This window comes from Rhodopirellula bahusiensis, assembly GCF_002727185.1.
GTDB classification, from domain to species: Bacteria; Planctomycetota; Planctomycetia; order Pirellulales; family Pirellulaceae; genus Rhodopirellula; species Rhodopirellula bahusiensis.
The window spans coordinates 112,944-134,134 of record NZ_NIZW01000017.1 but is presented as its reverse complement, the minus strand read 5'-3'; the positions used below and the strand labels follow the sequence as shown (position 1 = coordinate 134,134).

Here is a 21,191-nt window from a genome sequence, read left to right as displayed (position 1 = left end):
AGGAAACGTACGCGCTCGCTGATTCTCGGCATTCTTTGTTGTCTGATGTTGGGCAGCGGCACCGCGCAAGCTGACGCTCCTTTGATAGGAACACAGCCGGCTCAGTGGCGAGTCGTTTGGACCGCGGACCCGGCGACCAGGGCCACCATTTCTTGGAGCACCAAGGAAGCGGGACGTTCGCACTCGGTTCGTTTTCGAATCAAAGGCAGTGGCGAGACTTTGGCCGAACAGTTGGCTGAGTCCGGACGCTACACCGGCGGCGAGTTCGAGTCGTACTATCACCATGCTCGTTTGACCGATCTGCAGCCCGGAACGGCTTATGAGGTGCAAATGGTCAGTGACGCGAATGAGTCACCGGTCTTCTACTTTGTGACCGCACCGGGGACCGACCGCGACTTCAGTATTTTGCACGGGGGAGATTCGCGGTCGGATCAAGACGCACGTCGACGAATCAACAAGATGATCGCGGCGTTGGTCGAGTCTTCATACGACAACGACGATTTGTCTGATGACATATTGGCACTCGCCCATGGTGGAGATTACATCGTCACCGGAAAGAAGATGGAGCTTTGGTCGATGTGGCTATCCGACCACGAGTTGACGACCGCTTCGGATGGCCGTTTGTTGCCAATCATTCCCGCTCGAGGCAATCACGACAAAGGCAAACCGTTCAACGAAGTGTTTGGTTTTCCTGAAGGTGATTTGAATTACTACGGACTCAATCTCAGTCCCCAGGTCCACTTCACGACTTTGAATTCAGAAACCAGCACGGCTGGCGATCAAGCACAATGGTTGAAGGCGGAACTCAAAGCGTCTCGCGATTCCAATCGTTGGTTGCTCACTCAGTACCATCGGCCGGTTTATCCAGCGGTCAAAACACCTGGGGCTGGTTTGGTGAGCTGGGTTCCGCTGTTTGAAAAATACAACGTGGACTTGGTCTGCGAAGCAGACGGTCACAACATCAAACGCACCGTGCCGATCCGTGATGGCAAATCGGATGAAACCGGTGTGGTCTACATCGGTGAGGGTGGTTTGGGTGTGCCGCAGCGAACTCCCAAAACCGACCGATGGTTTTTGGAGTCACCCGGCATGGCTGACCAGGGCCACCACGTGTTTGTCTTGAAATTCACCAAGGTAGCATTGCATGGGACTTGTCTGCTGCTGGACGGAACCATTCGCGACCAGTTCACACGCCCCGTTCGCAAGTAGCCAGACCCGTTCCTGGTTGACCAGATCGCCCTACCGAAACAGATCGCCTTTCCGTAACGAGTAGAATATGAGCATGTCCAAACCAAAGAATCCCGGTCGTCGTCGCTTTGTTCTTCGTTCTCTCGCCGGGTCGCTGGCGTTGCCTGGTTTGCCGTCTTTGATGGCAGACACGGTTGATCACAACTCACCGGTCCAGTCGACTCGCGGTGCGGGGACGGGTGCTCGTCGATTCGTTGCGGTTGGCAACTTGCTCGGCTTCCAACAAAAGCACTTTTTCCCGGAAACGCCCGGTCGCGAATTCGAAGAAACCACGCTGCTGAAACCATTGGCGGAGAACCGCGAACACATCAACGTCTATCGCGGATTGGATCACGGAATTCGTGGCGGGCACTTCGCGGTGCACACGTTTCTGTCGGGCGTGCTTCATCATGAATCGAAGAATCGTCGCGACGGCAACGTGACGATTGACCAATTCATTGCTGATGAGGTTGGCAAGCAAACTCGGTTTGCATCTTTGACGGTTGGATCGGAAGGAGGCATCCACGGTGGTTGCCAAATGTCATGGACCAAGTCGGGCGTCCGCGTCCCGCCAATCACTGGTCCAGCCGATTTGTTCGACCGTCTGTTTAAGACGGAATCGGAGAATCGGCGATCTCAAATGGTCAATGAGAATTCCCTGCAAGCATCGATCCTTGACTCGATCACCGAAGAGGCGAGTTCACTTTCCAAACGAGTCAATCAAGAAGACCGATCGAAGCTGGACGAGTATTTCAGCTCGATTCGCGAAGTTGAAAAGCAACTCGAAGTTCGCAAGCGTTGGGCGGATCAGCCGAAGCCGGATGCTCCGTTCGAGAAACCAGCGGACACCAATACAGTCGACGACCTGCCGATGTTGTACGAGTTGATTGCACTTGCGTTGCAGACGGACTCGACCAGGATCGCCACGTTGGAAATCGGCGGTAGTTTCTTGCCCCAGAATCTGGGGATCGACAAGTCCTATCACAGTCTTTCGCATCACGGTAATGATGAGGAAACGGTCGCTCATTTGATCACACTGGAAACCTATCAATTGGAACAGTTCGGAAAGTTCCTCTCGCGTTTGTCAGCGATTCAGGACGGCGAACAGACCTTGCTCGATTCGACCGCCGTGCTCTTCGGTAGTGGGATGGGCAACGGCAGTTCGCACACCAATACAGACTTGCCGATCGTTTTAGCCGGTGGTGGCTACGGGCGTGGTGAATTCAAAAAGGTCGGCTCCGGCAACCGCAACAAGATTCCTTTGTGCAATCTGTATGTTGATATTGCTCAGAAGATGGGTGTCCAAACGGAATCGTTTGGCACCAGCACCGGGAGCTTCTCATAACCGTGGGCCAGATACTTCCGAGTCGATCGTTTTTGTCAAACTTGCGTTTCGCGATCTTGGTCGTGCTGTGTCTGTTGCACTTGCCTGAATCCTTCGCGAATGAAACTGACTCGACGACAGACGTTGACGCTTCATCGGTGGTCGCGGACTTTCTAGGGAAGTATTGCCTGGAATGTCACGACAACGCATCGGCGGAGGGCGAGCGAGAATTCGAGTCGTTCAAGCTTCCGATCTCGTCCGAGCAGCAACTGATCGCGACGGATGAGATCATCGATCAGGTAACGCTGAAGACGATGCCACCGGAGGATTCCGAACAACCAACCGACGAGGAACGTTTGGCTTTGCTTCAAGAGTTGCGAAACAGCGTTGCCGAAGCTCGCGGTCAATTCGAAGGCTCCATTGGCCGTACCGTGATGCGTCGACTTTCCAACCGTGAATACGAGGTGACTTTGGCGGCGCTGTTTGGGCGTCGTGTCGACACGTTGGGATTGACCGCTGACTTTCCGAAGGAAAAGACGAGTCACCACATCGACACGATTGGTGAAAGCTTGGTGACGTCGGGATTCTTGCTGGACCAATATTTCCAAGCTGCCTCGCGATTGGTGGAAACGCGACTTGGCAAACCTTCAACGGAACCCAAGTCGTGGCACTTCACCGACAACTTTCAACAGTACGAAGAATTGTCGGGGGCACACCGAACTGTTTTCAATTTTGAATACTTGTGTTTGTACGAGCAACCCAACACCGACACACGACAAGGCGGCTACGGACACATCGAAGACTTCCTCGAGGGCGTCCCCGTGTCGGGACTTTATGACATCGAGGTGAACGCCCAAGCGATGCATCGGGACACACACTACGATCCCAAGATTTTCCGCATCGATTTCTCGGAACCGTTTCAAATCGCGGTGGTTCCCGGCGATGCCACGAAGGGGCACATTCATTACCCGCAGGCGATCGAGCCAATTCTGGCAACTGCCATCGTTCCTGACGAGCAGCCCGAATGGTTGTCGTTTCGCGTTTGGCTCGAAGCGGGACAAACACCTCGATTCATATTTCCGAACGGCCCGTACGAGTCACGGGCTTCTGTGATCGAAACCAATCGCCGGTACAAGGACGAGTTCAAGAATCCCAAAGTCGGTGTCAGCCGAACATCGCTTCTTCGCGAAGGGAAATTGCCGCACATTCGCATTGGTGAGATCAAGGTGCGTGGACCGGTGGAGGAGCCCAACGGCAGCGAAGAGGAGCGTGCCGTCTTTGGAAACGATGGGTTCCAGGAAGATCACGCTTTGGACCAGTTGTTCGCGTTTGGCCAACGTGCCTATCGCCGCACGCTCGAACAAGCGGACCGCGATCGGATCGAGTCGATCTACAAGAAACGGTTGTCGGAAGACGCGACCCCGCGACAAGCTGCACTCGATACGTTGAAGATGATTTTGTGCTCGCCGTCGTTTCTCTACCTCAGCGAGATCACGCCGGAAGACGAGACGTTGCTGCGGCCGTTCGACTTGGCATCGCGTCTTTCTTATGCCTTGTGGGCTGCACCGCCGGACGAAGAGCTCTTTGAGGAAGCCAAATCAGGCAGACTGACCGAGTCAGACGTTTTGAAGAAGCAAATCGAGCGAATGCTTCAATCAGATCGCTCCAACGAATTCGTGAACGGTTTTCTCGATAGTTGGCTGAACCTTCGTGACATTGGGAATCTGCCACCGCCGCGAAAGGCGGTACCCGCTTACTACGCAGAGAATCTTCCTGAGTCGATGAAGCAGGAGACGCGTTTGTTCTTTCGGCATCTGTTGGATGAGAACGGGCCGGTGACGGATCTGCTGGACGCGGACTATTCGTTCGTGGATAAGAAACTGGCGAAGCTCTACGGGTTGCCTGAGAAGGACACGATGCGTTTGGCCGATGGATTTCAACGTGTCAGCCTGGCTGAGAACCGCCAACGCGGCGGGGTGTTGGGCATGGCCGGTGTGTTGACCGTCAGTGCGAATGGTGTCGACACGTCGCCTGTGACTCGCGGTGTTTGGGTGCTCGAGAACATTCTCGGAACTCCGCCGCCTCCACCACCGGATGAGGTGCCGAGCATTGATGCCAATGTCAGTGGATCGACGACGATTCGGGAAAGGTTGTTAAAACACAGTCAAGACAAAACCTGTGCCGTGTGTCATCGCAGCATTGATCCGCTCGGGTATGCTCTGGAAACGTTTGACCCAATCGGGCGTTGGCGAGACAAATATCCCAAGGCAAAGGGGCAAGGCAAAGCGGCCAAGATCGATGCGACGGGCAAGTTCCCTTCCGGCGAAGAGTTCACGAATTTCGCAGACTTCAAACAGAAGTTACTGGAAAGCAGACAAAATCAGTTCACGCGAAGCTTGATCGAAAAGCTGCTGGCTTACTCAACGGGCCGTCACATGGAGCGTGCCGATCAATATGAGATCGACGACATTCTGGAACGCGTCCAAGCGGATGGTGGTGGGCTGCGGACGATGGTGACCGAGGTACTGACCAGCAATCTGTTCCGATCCCGCTGAGTTTTGTTTCAGCGGTGGTTTCGTTCATGTTCTATGCTTTTTTCTGCCGGTGCCATCCGTCAAAATGGACGCACTCAGACGCACGTGCCTTTCCTGTTCGGACGTCTTCCGCTCGACATCAACGGACTGTTGATTGAACGAGCCGTACCGCGTTCGCGGCGGTTGATCTGACGCCAATCAGGTCGAACGCCCGTCGGCTAACTGCTGTCATTCGGTATGCGACTAAATCAACCGCCCGCGGGCTAGTCGTTGAAAGTTCCAAACGCACCGCGATACGAACCGTGATTTGACTCTCGCCGCGATCTCCATCCCCCTGGATCGATCTTATGTTTCATCTAGAAATTTGCCGTCGGCTTCGATGGCCGTTGATGCTTCTGTTGATGTTCCCGGCAACCGCGTTGGCAATCGATCCCGTCCGTCCCGGCGATCAGATCGAGGTGAAGCACCTAGGAAAGTGGCTTCCGGGGGAAGTGCTGGAATATCAAAAAGGGCAAGCTCGCGTTCGATACAAGTTCATCCGGGAACGGGAAGGCGTCTTCAAACTGGCGGACATGCGGTTTCCCAACAATGAGGGGAACTGGATGATATGGAAGGATGCTTCGGGGAAGTTCCTGATCCCTGCGCGGTTGCTCGAGCGAACTCCCACGAAAGTCAAACTGCTGAAGGAAGACGGATCGACAGTGGAAGTGCCAATCGACAAATTGGCTTCCAACCTTCAACAGCAACTCGGTAAGATTGCGAAAGCTGAAAAGGAATTTGTTGATTCCGCATTGGTACGCGTTGGGGATCAAATCGAGCTGAAGAAATACAGGACTTGGTACCCCGCAACTGTCAAAGCTTTGTTACCCGATGGAGCAAAGGTGGAATATGAGTACGGCAGTGCCAAAGACAAATACGAAGCGGACGCCAAGTATGAAGACATGCGTTATCCCAATAACGAAGGACCATGGGCGGACTGGACCGATATATCGGGCAAGCACAAAGTCAAAGCACGTTACCTGACGCACGATGCAACGCATGTCTACTTGCTGCTTCAAGGCGACAAGCGAATCCGATTGGAACGATCCAAGTTGGCCGCTGAGATCGAAGAGCAATTGGCTCTGCGGGCGATCGTTGCACGGCGTCCTGACGAGGTGGAGTTTGACGTCTCCGGTGTGGACTTTGAAGATCTGCCGTCGTGGATTGGATTTGGGACCGACGCACCGGCGCCCGACAGCAGTCTAGCGAGCAGCCTGACATCGTATTCTCGACCGAGTCTGAGCAACGGTCACTTCCGCGTTCCGTTGGAAACGAGCGGCAAGATTGATGCCGCGATTTTGGTGGATGGATCCGATGGCTGGCTAGCAGTGGGGATTACGCCGGAGACGATCGACGCCAGCCATCCGGTTTCACTGGAATGGGTCAACCTCATCTCGCAGGATCGGTTGCCGGGGCCCAATTTCTTCGAAGGCGAAGTCATCATCGGCTACTCCGCTGCGCAAAGGAGACTGCTCACCGCTGAAGGATTGGATGTCCGCGGATCGGCCAGTCGTTTTTGCACGTATCGATTGGAGCCGGGATCCGATACCGCGAAGCCGGAATGGAAATGGTCGGTTCCCAAGGTCCGGTTTTATTCTTACCGAGACCAAATGAACGCTTCGTTTGTCGGTGAGGATCGAATTCTAATCGGCTATGGCGGCACACTCACGATGTGGAACATGGCAACCAAAACGGCGGAGTATGTGATTCCGTCGAAGGAATCGGAAATGCATTTCAGCCCCGATCGACGTCACTTTGTTACCAACCAGTTTTCACATGCAGTCGTCATCGAAACGGAATCGGGCAAACCGGCAGCCGATGTGAAAAGGCACTCCACTGCCCGCTTCACTCAAGACGGAAACCATCTTGCTGCGAGAGGTAGTTTCAGTGAATTGCTGTTGAATTTGCAAACGGGAGAGTCGCAAAAGATCACGGGCGGGTATCGATCTCGCTATGCAACCGGCAGCACGGATCCTTCGGTCATCGATCAGCGGTGGCTGTCGACGGGAACCCAATTGTTCGACTTGGAACGAGGTTGGCTGATCTGGACGGAAGGCTACCAAGATCTGGAACCAGTGACGCGGCACGTCATCGACGACAAAATTTTGGCGGTTGGTCAGCATCAGGGAGTCGACGGAATTGAGTTGGTCATCGGGGTCACCGATGCGGTCAATTCAACTGCTGTTCAGCGGATCTCAACCATCACGGAAGAGGAGTTGTATGTTTTGCGTCCCGGCGTGCGGGTAAGGATTGATTCAGCGGTCAGTGATCCGCGAATCCGCACTGGAATCGAGCGAGCGATCGCTGCCGCCGGATGGCAACAAGATCCCAGTGCGGAGATTGTGATCGAAGCATCGGCCCACCGTGGGAAAAGGGAAACGCGAACTTACAGCGAATCACGCTACGCTCGATTTGGCCGTTCCGGCGTCGGCATCGAAGCGCAGACTATCTCGGCGACACCGTGGATACAGTCCATCTCAGTGAAGCTGGGTCAGCAAAGGTTGTGGGGCACAGGGCGGGGCGGAATTCCCGGTTTCTTGTCCGTTCGCGAAGGCGAGTCGTTGCAAGCGGAAGTTCAAAAATGTGAGCGGGAAGACTATTCCCTGTTCCAAGACTTTGAGCTTCCCGACAAGGTCATGGCGGCAAAGTGGAACAACGGATTCGGCACAACGTCGCTCACACCGAACGGCTTCATCGACCAGCCCGTTCAGTAGGTAGTGCCCTTCCACCCGCTCACGAAAAACTGGCTAGCGGATCGGAATCCGCCATCGACATCTGTTGTGGGCGGATAGTCTTTTACGTGTCAGCTGCATGCACGCGTTCGCATCCGGGATGGGTTAGGATCAGCAATAGGCGGGACGATTTGATCCGATCATCCATCAAGGAAAACTCAGATGCGTTTGCGTATGTTCCTCGTCATCGGTTTGCTGTCAGCACCGTTGAGCCCCGTGTTTGTCTTCCCCGCTGCGACGTACGGGCAGGAAGCGACCGACGCTCCGGACACGCCTGCCGAAGAGGTCGCGGAAGTAGAGCCCGAAGTTTTGGCCGTGCCCGACGAAATTCTTCAGTTGCTGAAAGAAGGAAAGCCAGCGAAGGCAGCTGAGGTTCTTCAAACGGCGATGGAATCCGATGCTGTCGCGGAGGAGTTCAAGGCACTGCATCAAACGATCGCAATCGGGTTCGTTCGTGCCCGTCAATACGACAAGGCGATGGAACAATTTGGTGCTGCGGTTGAATTTGAATTGGCTCGGACGGATTCGCCCACAGACGCGCAGCGGCTCGCCAGTCTGATTCGACAAGTCAGTGTGTATGGTCTTCATGCCACGCAGCCTGATTTGGCTGCCGAGTGGGCCGACAATGCCATCGGCAAGGTGCGGGCATTGGAAGCCGAGCATCCGATTGAAACTCAAACGCCTCTCTCTCGACTGATCCAAGTTCGTGCATCGATGCTCGCTCGTGACGACGAAGACGCCGCGAGAGAAATGCTGGCAAAGCAGGTTGCGAAGTTGGAAGACATCAACGCGACCGAGGATCGGTCCGAGAAGACTTATGTGGAGTTGATCAATCTGCTTACCACTCAAGCTCGTCTGTTCAAGGATGACGATGGGCAAGACCGTGTCGCATCCGCTTTTGAGGAAGCGTTGGAAGCCTATCCTGAATCGACGGTCTTGATGGCGCAGTACGCAAGCAATGAGTACTCAGTGATCAGCGGTCTGGCGAGAGCCAATCCTGATGAGGCGATCGAGCGGATGGAAGCTGCGGTTGCAAAGTTGACGCCTTTCGAAGAGAACCGGGGCGTCGAGTTGACTCTCCGTCGAATCAAGTCCTTGGAAAGCCGCATCGAGTCGACTCGAAAACAATTGGAGATGATCGGTCAGCCAGCTCCCTCTTTGGATATTGATGGGTGGGCAAACGCCGATGGCATCAGCGTGGAAGACTTGGAAGGCAAAGTCGTTCTCTACGATTTCTGGGCGATTTGGTGTGGGCCCTGCATTGCGACGTTCCCCCATCTTCGCGAATTTCGGGAAGAGTTTGGTGAGCAAGGTTTTGAAGTGGTGGGCATCACTCGCTACTACGGCTACACGTGGGACGAAGAAAGCGGGAAGGCCGTGAATGGATCGGATGATCCAACGCCCGAAGAGGAACGCGAGGCAATTGCGAAGTTCTTGCAATCCAAGGACATGAAGCATCCAACCATCGTCACGCCCAAAGAAACCGAGTTGCAATCCAACTATGGCGTGACCGGGATTCCTCACGCTGTGTTGGTCGATCGCGAAGGCAATGTGCAGATGATCAAAGTCGGCAGCGGCCAAGCCAACGCGGACGCACTGCATGCGAAGATAAAAGAACTTTTGGAAGAAGCTTCCTGAGTGCGCAATACGACCGTTGAGTGATCGCGTTTGCCGCAATGGCCAACGCGGCACGCGGCGTGAGGATCAGCGTGGTGTCGGTTCGCTAAGCACGTGAGCAGGAGTCCTTGGGCTTTATCACGTAGCGGCGTCTCTCCGAGACGCTGTCATTTGCGAGTCTCAGAGAGACTCGCCTACGTGAGGTTCTACCCGATCATTCCTGCCGAACTGCTTAGAGCCGACACTGGGGTGATCGGGCAGCGTTCTTTGCAAGCGATAACCCAGCACGGCGAAAAGAGCCCATGCGATCAATGCGTGGCAAATGAAGGAAATGGTTCTCAGATTGGCAGTCTTCAGGTATCGCGAAAGAATAATGCTCTGCATTCGATCGGTGAGATCGGATGCGATTGGAAACCTCGCGCCAATATACCAATCGGCAAAGAATCGATAGGCGAACCATACTCCCCAAGTCAGCAATATCAGCGTCGCGCCGAGAGCCCATTCCCAGAAACGATTGCGCTGACCTGGACGCATTGTGAATGTGCCGACGCTGGCGATGGACAACGCGATCGCGACGGCGGAAGCCATGCGAACCAAGTCCTGAGATGATGCGGACCATTGCAACCAACGCAGGATGGCCGCGAAGCCGGCCGCCATCGCGGTCAGCGCCATCAAACGTTGAATCGTGACGGGGCGTGCGTTCTTTTCGGGGGCGATGTCTTCGTCAGCGGTTCTTGATTTCAGAGCAACATTTCGCCATCCCGAGATCAGCCACAAAGAACCGATTGCGATCAGCCACGCGATGGAGTCGCCCAAGAATTCAAAGACACGTCCTTCGTTCCAATCATCGTCCAGTCGCCAAAGCAACAGATCCCATGAATCGGGCCGGACATGCCAAAATCGTTGGATGGAACTCGCGACAAATGGAAACACGACGATGACAAAAAGGATCGTGAATAGTCGTGCGATGGTTCTGGCCACCGTTGCTCGGACCGGTGGACCATAGGCAAAGAAAATTGCTGTGACGCAGTACAAGACTGCGTTGGCCTGAGATGCCCACCACTGCAGCGAATCTGCGGTTTCGGGATGCATCATCCAGTGGACGCTGGACTTAGCCAATGGCAACGCGTTCAACGACAGAGCGACACCGGCCCAAGCAATCACCGCCCAGATCAGCGGGATCTTTGGCAACCAGGTTCTTGAGCTCATTTTGCGACGGTTGATTGTGGTCGTGACGTGTTCAGTTCATCCAGCAGTTGGAGAAGTGTTTCTCGGATTTTCGGTTCGGCATCGACCGATAGGTAACTCGATTTGGCCCGCCAGGTTTCGTAGCCGCCCAGTGCATGTTGCTCGGGCGTGGGCAGGTAACCGTTGTAGCCGTTGGCGAGTTCAATCGTGAACGTGGGTTTGAAGGGGCTGGATTTCTTAATCGCCAGTCCGGTTTCCACAAACGTTTCGCAGGGACTGCTGACGATGGCGAGTCCTCCGATCCGAATCGCTTGCAGCTTCACCTTCACGGTCGGCGGGTACTCGGCCAGATCCAATGTTTCGCCCGCGTAGATCAAGCGGCGATCATTCCTGGGGCCATCACCGGCGTCGGCGAGCAGTTGCTTGGCTCTTGCAACTTCTTCAGTATCTGGACGGCGAACGCCAAGTTCGATCTCGGTCTCACGCATCTCCAATGGCACCCAGTTTTCAAATTGGACGCGTTGGTAGGCAACCGCCGCGGAAGCCGCCACGTCGTTGGCCACCAATCGAATTTGCTCGAACGGGGGTTGGCTGGTTCGGCCTTCAAAAAAGTTGATGTTGTTGATGTCACCGCTCGTACCGTTGGTCATTGCCGCGACAAAAGGTGGCTTGCTCTGATTGGCCAGGATCATTTTTGTGAACTGGCGAGCGAACTCGCCGAAGTAATCCGCGGAGAGCGATTCGGGAGGAACACCACCGACGTAGTGCAGCGAGTAGTTTGCCCACATCGCAATCGGCCGACCATCGAGGGCTTGGACGGCAACGACGGGAACCTCCGGGTCGACCGGTCCGGCAGGTTGAAGCAGAGAGCGACTGTTTGCGCTCGGGTTCATCCGCACTCGATCCGTTCCTGAATCGAACGGGTCGTCAATTTCGACGCCGGGACGCAGAAACCATCTGCGATTGAAAACTTGGTTGGGATTGTTGCCCACCGCCCATCCGATTCGTGCTGGTTCCAATTGCGAATGGGCTTGGATGATCCCTTCCGCGATTCGCTCCACCAAAAATGGGATGTAGTCCTCTTCCACCAAACTTTGGAACGTGTGTCCGACCGAGACCGCAGTGTGAGTGTGTGTTGCTGAGCAAAGAATGTGATCGGTCGCGATACCGGTGGCTTCGGACGCGATTTGCTTGGCCGAGTCATAGATCTCTCTCGGAATCATGCAACTGTCGCACGTGACCAACGCGATGCTCGTTTGGCCGTTGTCGAGCACCAAGCAACGAGCATGCAGCGGATCGTGGGCTTGTTTCGCCACTCGGTGAGTCATGCTGCCCGAGGAGCTGACCGGGAATTTCTCAGGAGTGATGTCGATCGCGAACGCACCGGCGCGGAAAATTTTGTCGGTTTCCGCCGTCATCGCCAAGCCGGAAATGCACACCACCGAGGCGATCCAAACGGTGGTTGCCAAGATCGGTTTGGCAAAGCAAGACGCTTTTGCAAATCGGTGTTCCACGCAGATTCGTATCGATCGATTTGTTCGTCTGAACATCACGTCTCTCACTCTTCGAGTTGCGGTATGGCAGGTCCTGTGAGCTCACCACCGTGGGGAATCATGCGTGCAGCGGCGTTCAAGACTTGGGTGGTGACTGAGGCCAAGGTGACTTGGGGTTTGGTTTGGGTGGTTCCGGCGCGGGTGGTGCTGGCGTTGTTTGTTCGCTTGCTTCTGTTTCTGCTGGCGGCGATGTCTTGTTGGGTTTATCAGCCGGGCTGGGTTTTGGACCTTGGTACTGATAGTAAGTGCATTCGATTCGGCCATTGTAAAGCTTCCTGCGACGGTCTGCGGCACGCCCCATCGCATGCTCCAAATTGGAGTAGGCGGTCAAGATGTAACGCGACCAAGTCGGCAATCGCTCGAAGATGGCGGGCAACGATTCGTACAGTTCGTCGAGTTCCCAATCCTCAGGGCCATCGCCGCTTTGATCTTCGGCATCGAAACGTGAAGATTGGCCTGAACCAATCCGTTGGCCATAAGGCGGGTTGGCAATTACACAGCCAAACGTTTTCTTGCTGCTGATCTCGTGAACCGGCATGGCTTGGAAGTGAATGTCGTCTTGAACGCCGGCGCGAATCGCGTTGTCTCGGGCGGCGGTCAGGACGCGACCGTCGATGTCGCTGGCCAAAATTTTCTCTTCCAACGGCGGAAGACTTTGGCTAGCCGCGGTGGCACGTGAGTCCGACCAAAGTTCGGCTGAGAAATCAGGCCAAGCCTGGCAAGCAAATTCGCGTTCCAGCCCTGGGGCCATGTTGCGACCAATCCGGGCGGCTTCGATCGGGATCGTGCCGCTGCCGCAAAACGGATCAATCAAGGGGCGACCGTTTCGCCAGTAGCTCAGCAAAACCATTGCCGAGGCCAACGTTTCTTTCAAAGGAGCCGCGGAGATGTGCGTTCGGTATCCGCGGCGGTGAAGGCTGCGGCCCGTCGTGTCGATGGTCAGCGTCGCGACGTCCTTCACGATCGCCACGTCGACTTTGTAGAGTGGACCTGTTTCCGGCAGTTCGCTGGTTCTGTGATCACGCATCATCGCTTCGACGATGGCTTTCTTAACGCTGCGTTGGCATGCCGGAACGCTGGTCAACGTCGATTTGATCGAACGTCCGGTGACGGGAAAGGCAGCGTCCGCGGGAAGCAAGTTTCCCCACGGAATATCGCGAGTCGTGTCGAACAACGCATCGAAATCACCAGCGGGGAATTCAGCGACACGGATCAAAATTCGATCGGCTGTGCGGAGCCACAGATTGGCTCGGCAAATGGATTCGTGCGAGCCTTGGAAAGAGACCCGCCCGGAATCACTGATGCTGGCGTCGATGCCCAGTCCTTTGAGTTCCCGTTTGACGATGGCTTCCAATCCAAACGCACAGGGGACAATCAGATCAAAGGACGGTGAGGTGGATGCAATCGGTTCGCTTGGTTGGGTTTCCATCAGTGGTCAGACGTGGACGAAGGGTGGCTCAGGCTGGTTGTGTCGTCAAAGTAAATGCGCAGTTTCGCTGCATCGACACGGGACACCATAGCCGATTCATTCCGGATTTGGACTTGCCGGTTTGAAGGAAGTGGCTGGTTTCGTGGTTGGATCCCGACACGATCGTCGCCGATTGAGACGCGAGCATTTCAACAAACCCGAAGCCGGAGAGTTTGTGTCATCGTCGCGAAGCGTTCTCCTGCCGAGATGCGTTTGTGGGACTACGCGAATCGTTCTTCCTTTCCACCCTCGATACGATATGCTGCGGCTCGATCGGGCAGACGGCTGGTTCTGATCGAAACAAACATCTTAGCCGCGAACTCATCCCAGGTATCATGATGACCACCGAGGCGGCAACGATTCCAGCTGGGTCTGGAAAGACTGGACAGAGAAGTCCCAATGTCAATTTGCAGTCTCCAACTCAACCTGCATCTCCCGCTCCCACCGTCAAGGCTTCGCAGGAGCATTCCTACAGCGATCCAACCAAGCGTTCGATCCGTTGGGATTACACGATCTTTTTCGTGACCCTGCACTTGTTGACGCTGTTGGTTTTGATGCCCTATTTCTTTTCTTGGGTCGGGGTTGCTGCGTTTGTCGTTGGTGTGGTTGTCTTCGGGCAAATGGCGATTCCAATCGGTTACCACCGCATGTTGTCGCACCGCAGTTTTCGATCGCCCAAGTGGTTCGAGCGAACGCTGGTGACGTTGGCCATGTGCACCGCCCAAGAAACGCCGGCGCACTGGGTGGCTTGGCATCGCATGCACCACAGTCATTCCGATCACGCGGAAGACCCACACTCGCCACGCATCAGCTTCATGTGGGCTCACGTGCGATGGTTGGTGCACGAAAGTCGGACACGCATGGCGACGTTTTCGATGTATGAAAAGTACGCGCGAGACATTCTGTCGGACCCTTATTACCGATGGATCGAAAAACTACCCAGCCCCGCGGGAATGTTCTATCTCGCACACGCGTTTGTGTACGCCTTGTTGGCCGTCGGGATTTCGATGCTCGTCTACGGCAACAACGCGGAGGCCTACCGGATGGCAGCCAGCGTGTTCGTGTGGGGCGTGATCGCACGAACCGTTTGGGTTTGGCACATCACGTGGTCGGTCAATTCGATCACCCATGTGTTCGGATACCGAAACTATCAAACGACCGACGATAGCCGAAACAACTGGTTTGTCAGCTTGCTCACCGCCGGAGAGGGCTGGCACAACAACCATCACGCGGATCCGGCCAGCGCATCGGTTCAACATCGCTGGTGGGAAATCGATCCCAATTACTACGTGATCCGATTGTTCGGGGCTCTCGGTTTGGCATCCCACATCATCCGCCCTCGCCACGTGCGAAAAAGCGGAGCTGAAAGCTAAGCCATTCTCGCGTTCAGTGCGAATGCGATTCGTAGTGTTGACGCAAGATGTCTTTGCCGTAGTCGTTGCCGTTGGGTGTTCGGACGACGGTGTGAATGTGATCACGCGTCGGTTTCGAAGTGTGAAACGGAGCGACGCGGCGTTGGTGGTCGAACTCGATCAAAATCACTGGGCTGTGGACGCGGTAGTAGTAAACGCTTTGGTCGGTCGTTCCGCCAATCCATGCAAAGTAGGTTTCGTCGAGATGCTTTTCGACTTCTGACATGCGAACCTTTGAGTGTCCTTCTCGCATGTTGCCGACGTACTCTTCGATCAATTGCAGCAACGCTTGTTTCTGAGAGTCATCGAGTTTTGATCCGATGAGACCTGCGTAGTCCAGTTTGACGTTGTCCTTGTAGGCTTCTGTCAGATTGTTGTTGCCATCTTTGCGATTCATGATGATCGCTTCTGAACGCTGGTCGCCGGTCAGCATCTGGATCAGATTCAGACCCTTGTCCTGTTCGTCTTGCATCACGATCGTTCCCGCGAATTTTCCTTGCTTGGCTTCGACGGGTTCTGATCCCATGAAGACAGGGCTCATCACGACTTGGTCACCCAAGACGAAGTAGTTGATGACGACGTGGTGCCCGTCGAGTTGCCATCCCCAGGGTTCAGTTTTGGAAGGCGTTCCCATCACCGTGATCCAGTACAACCACTCGTTGTATTCCTGAGGGCGTTTTGCAAGTTCACCGAGCGTCCCGTTCAGCTTCATGATGTCTTTGGTTTTCTTCAGCCCTTTGGCACTGAGGCTTTGCTGAAGCATTTCGAAGGCAAGCGTTCGTTGCGCTTCGGTCATCTCGTCGAAGCCGATTCCTTGGCGTTTGGGGCTGTGTCGGTTGTCCCATTTTCTCCATTCGGTGTCGTCGACCGGGAAGACGGTTCGCTCACGTTGCTGGTCGGTCAGTCCCGCGAGGAAAGCTTCTGCTGCGATGCGAACCGGTTCGGTGGAGACACCAGTGGACTCGATTTTGAACAAACCTTTCTGGGGGCCTTGCGAGGTGACGATGCCGACGAAAGGTTCGTCGACCGTGGGAGCCCCCCGTCGTCCGCCGGGGCGCTGAGCATGGAGGCTCGAAACAGCGTTTGAGCAGAAAATCAATGCGGTGGCGACTGCGACCCAACGGGGGAGATGTGACGGTCGATTCATGTTTTTCAGATGCGATGGAGGATTCAAGGTGACTGTGTCTCTGGATTTTATACTTCGCGTGAACATCGGAGGGCCAAACACTGTGTAACAACGCGATATGCGAATGCTTCGTGAATTGGGTTTCAATCGAGGTTATGATGAGGCTGCATTCGTCCCGTCGACAGTTCTGCAAACCATTCCTCGATCAAGAGAGGGTTTCGAAATGCGGTTGCTTCTCGTCCTGCTCAGTGTGTTGTCTCTTTTCTCAATTGGTCCGTTGAGTGGACGAACATGGAACGAATCTTTCACGGATGACCTGTCTGATCGAAGTGACGTTCAAGAGTTGGATGCATCACTGCTGGTAGCCGCCTCTCGTAGTGATCTGGACGAAGCTTCCAAGCAGCCATTGGAGATCACTCCGGATGATTTGCATCAGTTGAATACAGAGGGTTTCCGCAATGCGGAAGGTTTTGGTATTTCCCGTGGTGGTGCCCACATCTTGCTGAACGACGGATCAGTGCGATTCATCGAAGGCGAGATAGCCGCTGGAACGGTTTCCAGTGATCACCAAGCGGCAACCAACTATGGTTTGTGGGATTCTTTGGGGACACGTAGGAAGATTGACGAGCATCCTGAACTGTCGGAATTGTCCGAGGTACATTGGGTGTCAACCGACGCCCCTTCTTGGAAACTCGATTTCGTGCAGTTGGTGAGCTTGCAACAGTTCGATCCGCCGGTTGCCTATGACGAGAGCGAGCTTCCCAGAATGCATCAATTGCAGAGCGATCAGGTTCCAACCCGTTCGCTCACGGAATTCGAAGTTGATGCGATTGGACGATTGCGAGCGGGAGCAGAACTGATTGATAAGCAAACTGCGACTCAAATGTTTTTACTCGGTGCCATTCGAGCAAGCGGCGAGTGCATGGAATGTCACACCGCGGAATCCGGTGATTTGTTGGGAGCATTTTCTTATCGTTTGTCCCGGCGGTGAATCGTTTGACGAATTCATTTTCGTGACATGATTTGCAAACGCTCGCCGTTGATGTGGACCTGCTTCACTTTCAATGTCTTGCTCAACAAGACGATGTCGGCTTGTTTGCCAGCGGTGAGGCTGCCGATTTGTTGATCGATGCCGGTTCGTTCGGCCGGGGTCAGCGACGCCATGCGAACGGCGTCTTGCAGAGGAATGTTTCCGACCTTGTGCATCGTGCGGACCATGTGGTCCATTCCCATCACGGAACTGGCCAAGGATCCGGGCGACGCCCAGCCGACTTGGCCGTCGCTGGTGAACCAAGAACCGTCCGCTTCCGGTCCAAATCGATATTTCCCTGGAGGCATGTCGAGGGCTCGGTTGCAATCGGTGACCAAGCACAAACGCTCGCTGCCTTTCATTCGCCAAGCAAAGCTCAGTAGCTCGGGTGCCAGATGCATGCCGTCGGCGATGACCTCGGTGCTCATCTCGGGGTTGGCCAGAACGTATTCCAACATACTGCCTTGCATTGGTACGCCGAGTCGCTGGCGGACCGAGGACACGTTGCTCATCGCACACCAGAAGTGATCGACGTGTCGTATGCCATTTTTGAACGCGGCTTCCATCTCGTCCCAGCTGGAATTGGAATGACCACAGGTCACCAGGCAACCTCGTTTGTTCGCGTGTCGGTAAAACGCCGCTGCTCCGGGAAGTTCCGCTGCGCAGGTCGCGATGCCAACGATGCCGGATTCGAAGTAGCGGCGATATTCGGCCGCCTCGGGAGCCCGGCACACGGACTCGTCGTGACACCCCGTTTTGCCTTTCGCGAAGTAGGGGCCATAAAGATGCACGCCGGCGATCTTGCTGCCAGATTGGATGTTCCAAGTGTCACGGACTTCGCCGCACGCCGCCAGCATCGCGTGAATCTGGTCGTCTGTGCCGGTGCTGGTTGTGGGGAACATGGTCGTCGTTCCGTGGCGAGCATGGGACTGGCACACCGTTTGGACCGCGTCCGGGCTGCCATCCATCACGTCGGCACCACCGCCACCATGAATGTGAATGTCGACAAAGCCCGGGCAGATGTAGCCGCCTTTTGCATCAATGATTTTCGCGGAAGCAGGAACGCGAGAGCGTGCGGTTCCGACGTACGTGATTCGTTCGTCTCGGCAGACGATGACCGCATCGGGAAGCAAGCGGTCGGGCAAGATCGCAGTGCCGTTGAGATAGCAAAGATGGGACACAAATTGCAGTTGGGTTGGAGGACGGCCGGTGGGGACGAGAAGTATACCGCCAGTGAGATGTGCTCGAGGTAACCGATTGCGCTATCATGTTGGTCTGCATTTCCTTTTGATCGCTCCGTCCGAGACACAGCATGCGAACCTTGATTCACCGAAGTCTCCACGTCTTGCTGGCAACGGTTGTTGGTTGTTCTTGGACGCACGCCGATTGGCCTCAGTTTTTGGGTGAAAAACGTGATGGCTCGTCCAGCGAGACTGCGTTGCTCGACGCGTTTCCCGAAGAAGGCCCCGAGGTTGTTTGGCGAGTACCCGGTGGTGTGGGGATGTCAGCGGTCACGGTCGCGGATGGTTTGGCGATCACCACGTTCAATGACTCAGGCAAGCAGTTGCTCGTTGCTTTCGATGCCAAAACCGGCGAACGTGCTTGGCAAACCGGTTTGGCAGCGGAGTACAAGAACGGTCAAGGCGACGGGCCTCGCGCGACCGCGGCGGTTTCGGGTGGAGTCGTCTATGCGTTCACGGGCGACGGAGTCTTGTGCGCGGTTGATCAGAAGACGGGCGAGTTGATTTGGCGGACGGATGCATTGCAGGCGTGTCACGCTAGCGAATCGGAATACGGGATGTCGTCGTCTCCATTGGTGGTCGGAGATTCGGTCATCGTGCACGTGGGAGGCCGCGGCACGGCGGTGGCGGCGTTTGGAACCAGCGAGGGGCGACTGCAATGGTCAGCGGGAAGCGGACCGGCCGGATACTCGTCACCAACGCTGATAAACGTGGCAGGTAAACAACAGATTGTCAGTTTGACGGGCGACAAGGCGTTGGGAATTGACCCGAGCGACGGCGCGGTTCTGTGGACGTATGAGTTTGAAACACCCTACGCCTGCAATACAGCCAACCCGGTTTCGGTCGATGGCGACGTGTTCATTTCCGCTGGCGAGAACCATGGTTGCGTGTTCATTGACGTCGAAGAATCGGGCGGAAAGTTCGCGGCAAAGGAACACTGGGCCAGCGTTGATTCCAAAAGCGTGATGCGCAACGAATGGCAAACATCTGTGTTGGTCGATGGCTATCTCTACGGCTTTGACAACGTGGGAGCAGCCGGCCCAACCACGCACCTGACGTGCATTGATGCGGACACCGGCGAAACCGTTTGGCGGAAGACTCGGTTTGGTAAAGGCAATTTGGTTCTGGCGGATGGCAAGCTTTGGATCACCACGATGGACGGGGAACTCGTGCTCGTGAAAGTCTCGCCGGATGGATACGAAGAACTGGGGCGAGCCAAGCTGTTCGGGCGAACACGTCAATCACTTTCGATTGCCGATGGGTTGGGATACATCCGCGACAACCAAGAAGTCGTGTGCATCAAGCTGCGCTGAGCCATTAGAATGGGGACGAAATTGGGTGTCGTGCCACAACGCGACCGTCCAGGAAATCCTTCCGGCTACGCTCTCCCCACGCAAAGTCATGACCCACCGACGCAATTTTTTGTCCACCACATTGGCCGCTGGTGCGGCGTCTCTCGCGGCGCCCTATTTGATTTCTTCTGAGGCATTGGGAGCTGGCGATTCGGTCGCTCCATCGGAACGCATCACGCTGGGGGTGATCGGGATTGGACCTCGTTGCACGTACGACTTGAAAGCCATCTTGAAGCTCAAAGATGTGCGGTGTGTTGCCATCGCTGATGTTCAGCAGTCACGTCTTGATGCCGGAAAGAAATTGGTCGATGATCACTATGGAAATCAAGACTGCAAGCTCTACCAAGACTTTCGCGAGTTGCTGGCCCGAGATGACATCGATGCGGTGTTGATTGCGACGGGCGATCGTTGGCATGCGGCCGCGTCGATCTTGGCCGCCGAGGCTGGCAAGGACGTTTACAGCGAAAAGCCGTGTGGGATCACGATCCGTGATTGCCAGTTGCTCGATGAGACCTTCCAGCGAACGGGTCGAATCTTTCAGGCGGGCACTCAGCGACGCAGTGTGCCGAACTTCATCCAAGCCGTGCAGGTGGCTCAGTCAGGAAAGCTCGGGCCGCTCAAAGAGTTGCAGGCCACGGCTTACCTGCCGACTCTCGACAACACTTGGTTGCCGGCTCAGCCAACGCCAGACGAAGCCGTTTGCGATTGGAACATGTGGTTGGGGCCGGCTCCGTGGCGTCCATTCAACCAGAAGTACGTCGATGGTCGTTGGCGTGGTCAGTATGACTTTGACAGCGGTGCACGTTTGCTGGATTGGGGAGCTCATACGTTGGATCTTTGCCAATGGGCGGCGAGTGCCGACGACACGATGCCCGTGAAGTATGAGCCTTCGCAGACCGCGATCATGTGCACTTATGCCAACGGCGTTCAGTTAAAAGTGGACTTCTTGGAGGAGCCGTTTGGCGATCGAAGTCCGCGTTGGCTCACTCGTTTGGGGACTTGCCCGGTGCGGTTCATCGGTGAGGATGGATCGATTGAAACGGGCGATGAAGGTGAAATTGTGGCGTCTTCGCCTGCCTTGCAAAAAGAACTTTCCAGCGCGGAGCGTGTGCGTGGTTTGGACGTCACCGCCCACGCACGGAACTTCTTCGATTGCGTCAAGACTCGAGAGCAGGCGACTTGCAATTCAACTGTCATGCGTCGGTCGCACGTGGCTTGTCACGCCGCGGCGCTGGCTTGGATTTTGAATCGCACGCTCACGATTGATCCCCAAACGGAAGCGTTTGTGGACGACGATGAAGCGAACCGTTTGCGCAGCCGTGCGAAACGCGACTGGACTTAGAGCGTT

The 21,191-nt window shown here is 55.4% G+C and carries 14 protein-coding genes; 9 read left to right on the top strand and 5 right to left on the bottom strand.

Annotated features, from left to right (window positions below; translation table 11 throughout):
• Positions 1-45 precede the first annotated feature (45 nt).
• From CEE69_RS20870 to CEE69_RS20850, 5 genes are all read left to right on the top strand, one after another.
• Positions 46-1,209, top strand: coding sequence for a purple acid phosphatase family protein (locus tag CEE69_RS20870; protein WP_099262550.1), 1,164 nt, complete (start codon positions 46-48; stop codon positions 1,207-1,209).
• Between the two features lie 67 nt (positions 1,210-1,276).
• The gene (locus tag CEE69_RS20865) at positions 1,277-2,572 is read left to right on the top strand and encodes a DUF1552 domain-containing protein (RefSeq protein ID WP_099262549.1); all 1,296 of its coding nucleotides are present in this window, start codon (positions 1,277-1,279) and stop codon (positions 2,570-2,572) included.
• 2 nt (positions 2,573-2,574) lie between these two features.
• On the top strand, positions 2,575-5,106 hold the full coding sequence (locus tag CEE69_RS20860; RefSeq protein WP_099262548.1) for a DUF1592 domain-containing protein: 2,532 nt from the start codon (positions 2,575-2,577) through the stop codon (positions 5,104-5,106).
• A 368-nt stretch (positions 5,107-5,474) separates the two neighbouring features.
• Positions 5,475-7,838, top strand: coding sequence for an SHD1 domain-containing protein (locus tag CEE69_RS20855; RefSeq protein ID WP_233215479.1), 2,364 nt, complete (start codon positions 5,475-5,477; stop codon positions 7,836-7,838).
• A gap of 180 nt (positions 7,839-8,018) precedes the next feature.
• Positions 8,019-9,494 carry a TlpA disulfide reductase family protein gene (locus tag CEE69_RS20850; RefSeq protein ID WP_099262546.1) on the top strand — a complete coding sequence of 492 codons (1,476 nt, stop codon included), beginning with the start codon at positions 8,019-8,021 and terminating at the stop codon, positions 9,492-9,494.
• A gap of 159 nt (positions 9,495-9,653) precedes the next feature.
• Here the strand turns inward: CEE69_RS20850 and CEE69_RS20845 are convergent, their stop codons facing one another.
• From CEE69_RS20845 to CEE69_RS20835, 3 genes are all read right to left on the bottom strand, one after another.
• The gene (locus CEE69_RS20845; protein ID WP_099262545.1) at positions 9,654-10,682 is read right to left on the bottom strand and encodes a hypothetical protein; all 1,029 of its coding nucleotides are present in this window, start codon (positions 10,680-10,682) and stop codon (positions 9,654-9,656) included.
• Positions 10,679-12,175, bottom strand: coding sequence for a hypothetical protein (locus CEE69_RS20840; RefSeq protein WP_233215478.1), 1,497 nt, complete (start codon positions 12,173-12,175; stop codon positions 10,679-10,681). Before CEE69_RS20840 ends, CEE69_RS20845 begins: the two co-directional genes overlap by 4 nt.
• Before the next feature lie 115 nt (positions 12,176-12,290).
• Positions 12,291-13,643 carry a THUMP domain-containing class I SAM-dependent RNA methyltransferase gene (locus CEE69_RS20835; protein ID WP_099262543.1) on the bottom strand — a complete coding sequence of 451 codons (1,353 nt, stop codon included), beginning with the start codon at positions 13,641-13,643 and terminating at the stop codon, positions 12,291-12,293.
• Positions 13,644-14,017: 374 nt separating this feature from the next.
• On the opposite strand from CEE69_RS20835, the gene CEE69_RS20830 reads away from it, so the two are divergent.
• Complete coding sequence (locus tag CEE69_RS20830) at positions 14,018-15,055, top strand: acyl-CoA desaturase (protein ID WP_233215477.1); 1,038 nt, start codon at positions 14,018-14,020, stop codon at positions 15,053-15,055.
• Between the two features lie 13 nt (positions 15,056-15,068).
• On the opposite strand, the gene CEE69_RS20825 is transcribed toward CEE69_RS20830, so the two are convergent.
• Positions 15,069-16,250 carry a DUF3500 domain-containing protein gene (locus tag CEE69_RS20825; protein WP_099262602.1) on the bottom strand — a complete coding sequence of 394 codons (1,182 nt, stop codon included), beginning with the start codon at positions 16,248-16,250 and terminating at the stop codon, positions 15,069-15,071.
• A 247-nt stretch (positions 16,251-16,497) separates the two neighbouring features.
• On the opposite strand from CEE69_RS20825, the gene CEE69_RS20820 reads away from it, so the two are divergent.
• Positions 16,498-17,211, top strand: coding sequence for a hypothetical protein (locus CEE69_RS20820; RefSeq protein WP_233215476.1), 714 nt, complete (start codon positions 16,498-16,500; stop codon positions 17,209-17,211).
• Between the two features lie 14 nt (positions 17,212-17,225).
• Here CEE69_RS20820 and nagA read toward each other — a convergent pair whose 3' ends face one another.
• The gene (nagA, locus tag CEE69_RS20815; RefSeq protein ID WP_099262541.1) at positions 17,226-18,431 is read right to left on the bottom strand and encodes an N-acetylglucosamine-6-phosphate deacetylase; all 1,206 of its coding nucleotides are present in this window, start codon (positions 18,429-18,431) and stop codon (positions 17,226-17,228) included.
• 131 nt (positions 18,432-18,562) lie between these two features.
• Between nagA and CEE69_RS20810 the strand changes: the two genes are divergently transcribed.
• Together CEE69_RS20810 and CEE69_RS20805 are read left to right on the top strand one after the other, a co-directional pair.
• Entirely contained in the window at positions 18,563-19,804 is a 1,242-nt protein-coding gene (locus tag CEE69_RS20810; protein WP_099262540.1) for a PQQ-binding-like beta-propeller repeat protein, read from the top strand.
• Positions 19,805-19,892: 88 nt separating this feature from the next.
• Complete coding sequence (locus tag CEE69_RS20805; protein WP_099262539.1) at positions 19,893-21,185, top strand: Gfo/Idh/MocA family protein; 1,293 nt, start codon at positions 19,893-19,895, stop codon at positions 21,183-21,185.
• The last annotated feature ends 6 nt before the right edge of the window (positions 21,186-21,191 follow it).

Excerpts from the sequence above, each read along its gene's own strand:
- CEE69_RS20805 (WP_099262539.1), top strand. The coding sequence starts at position 19,893 with ATGACCCACCGACGCAATTTTTTGTCCACCACATTGGCCGCTGGTGCG.
- CEE69_RS20870 (WP_099262550.1), top strand. The coding sequence starts at position 46 with ATGTTGGGCAGCGGCACCGCGCAAGCTGACGCTCCTTTGATAGGAACA.
- CEE69_RS20830 (WP_233215477.1), top strand. The coding sequence starts at position 14,018 with ATGATGACCACCGAGGCGGCAACGATTCCAGCTGGGTCTGGAAAGACT.
- CEE69_RS20845 (WP_099262545.1), bottom strand. The coding sequence starts at position 10,682 with ATGAGCTCAAGAACCTGGTTGCCAAAGATCCCGCTGATCTGGGCGGTG.
- CEE69_RS20865 (WP_099262549.1), top strand. The coding sequence starts at position 1,277 with ATGAGCATGTCCAAACCAAAGAATCCCGGTCGTCGTCGCTTTGTTCTT.
- CEE69_RS20835 (WP_099262543.1), bottom strand. The coding sequence starts at position 13,643 with ATGGAAACCCAACCAAGCGAACCGATTGCATCCACCTCACCGTCCTTT.
- CEE69_RS20855 (WP_233215479.1), top strand. The coding sequence starts at position 5,475 with ATGCTTCTGTTGATGTTCCCGGCAACCGCGTTGGCAATCGATCCCGTC.
- CEE69_RS20850 (WP_099262546.1), top strand. The coding sequence starts at position 8,019 with ATGCGTTTGCGTATGTTCCTCGTCATCGGTTTGCTGTCAGCACCGTTG.
- CEE69_RS20810 (WP_099262540.1), top strand. The coding sequence starts at position 18,563 with ATGCGAACCTTGATTCACCGAAGTCTCCACGTCTTGCTGGCAACGGTT.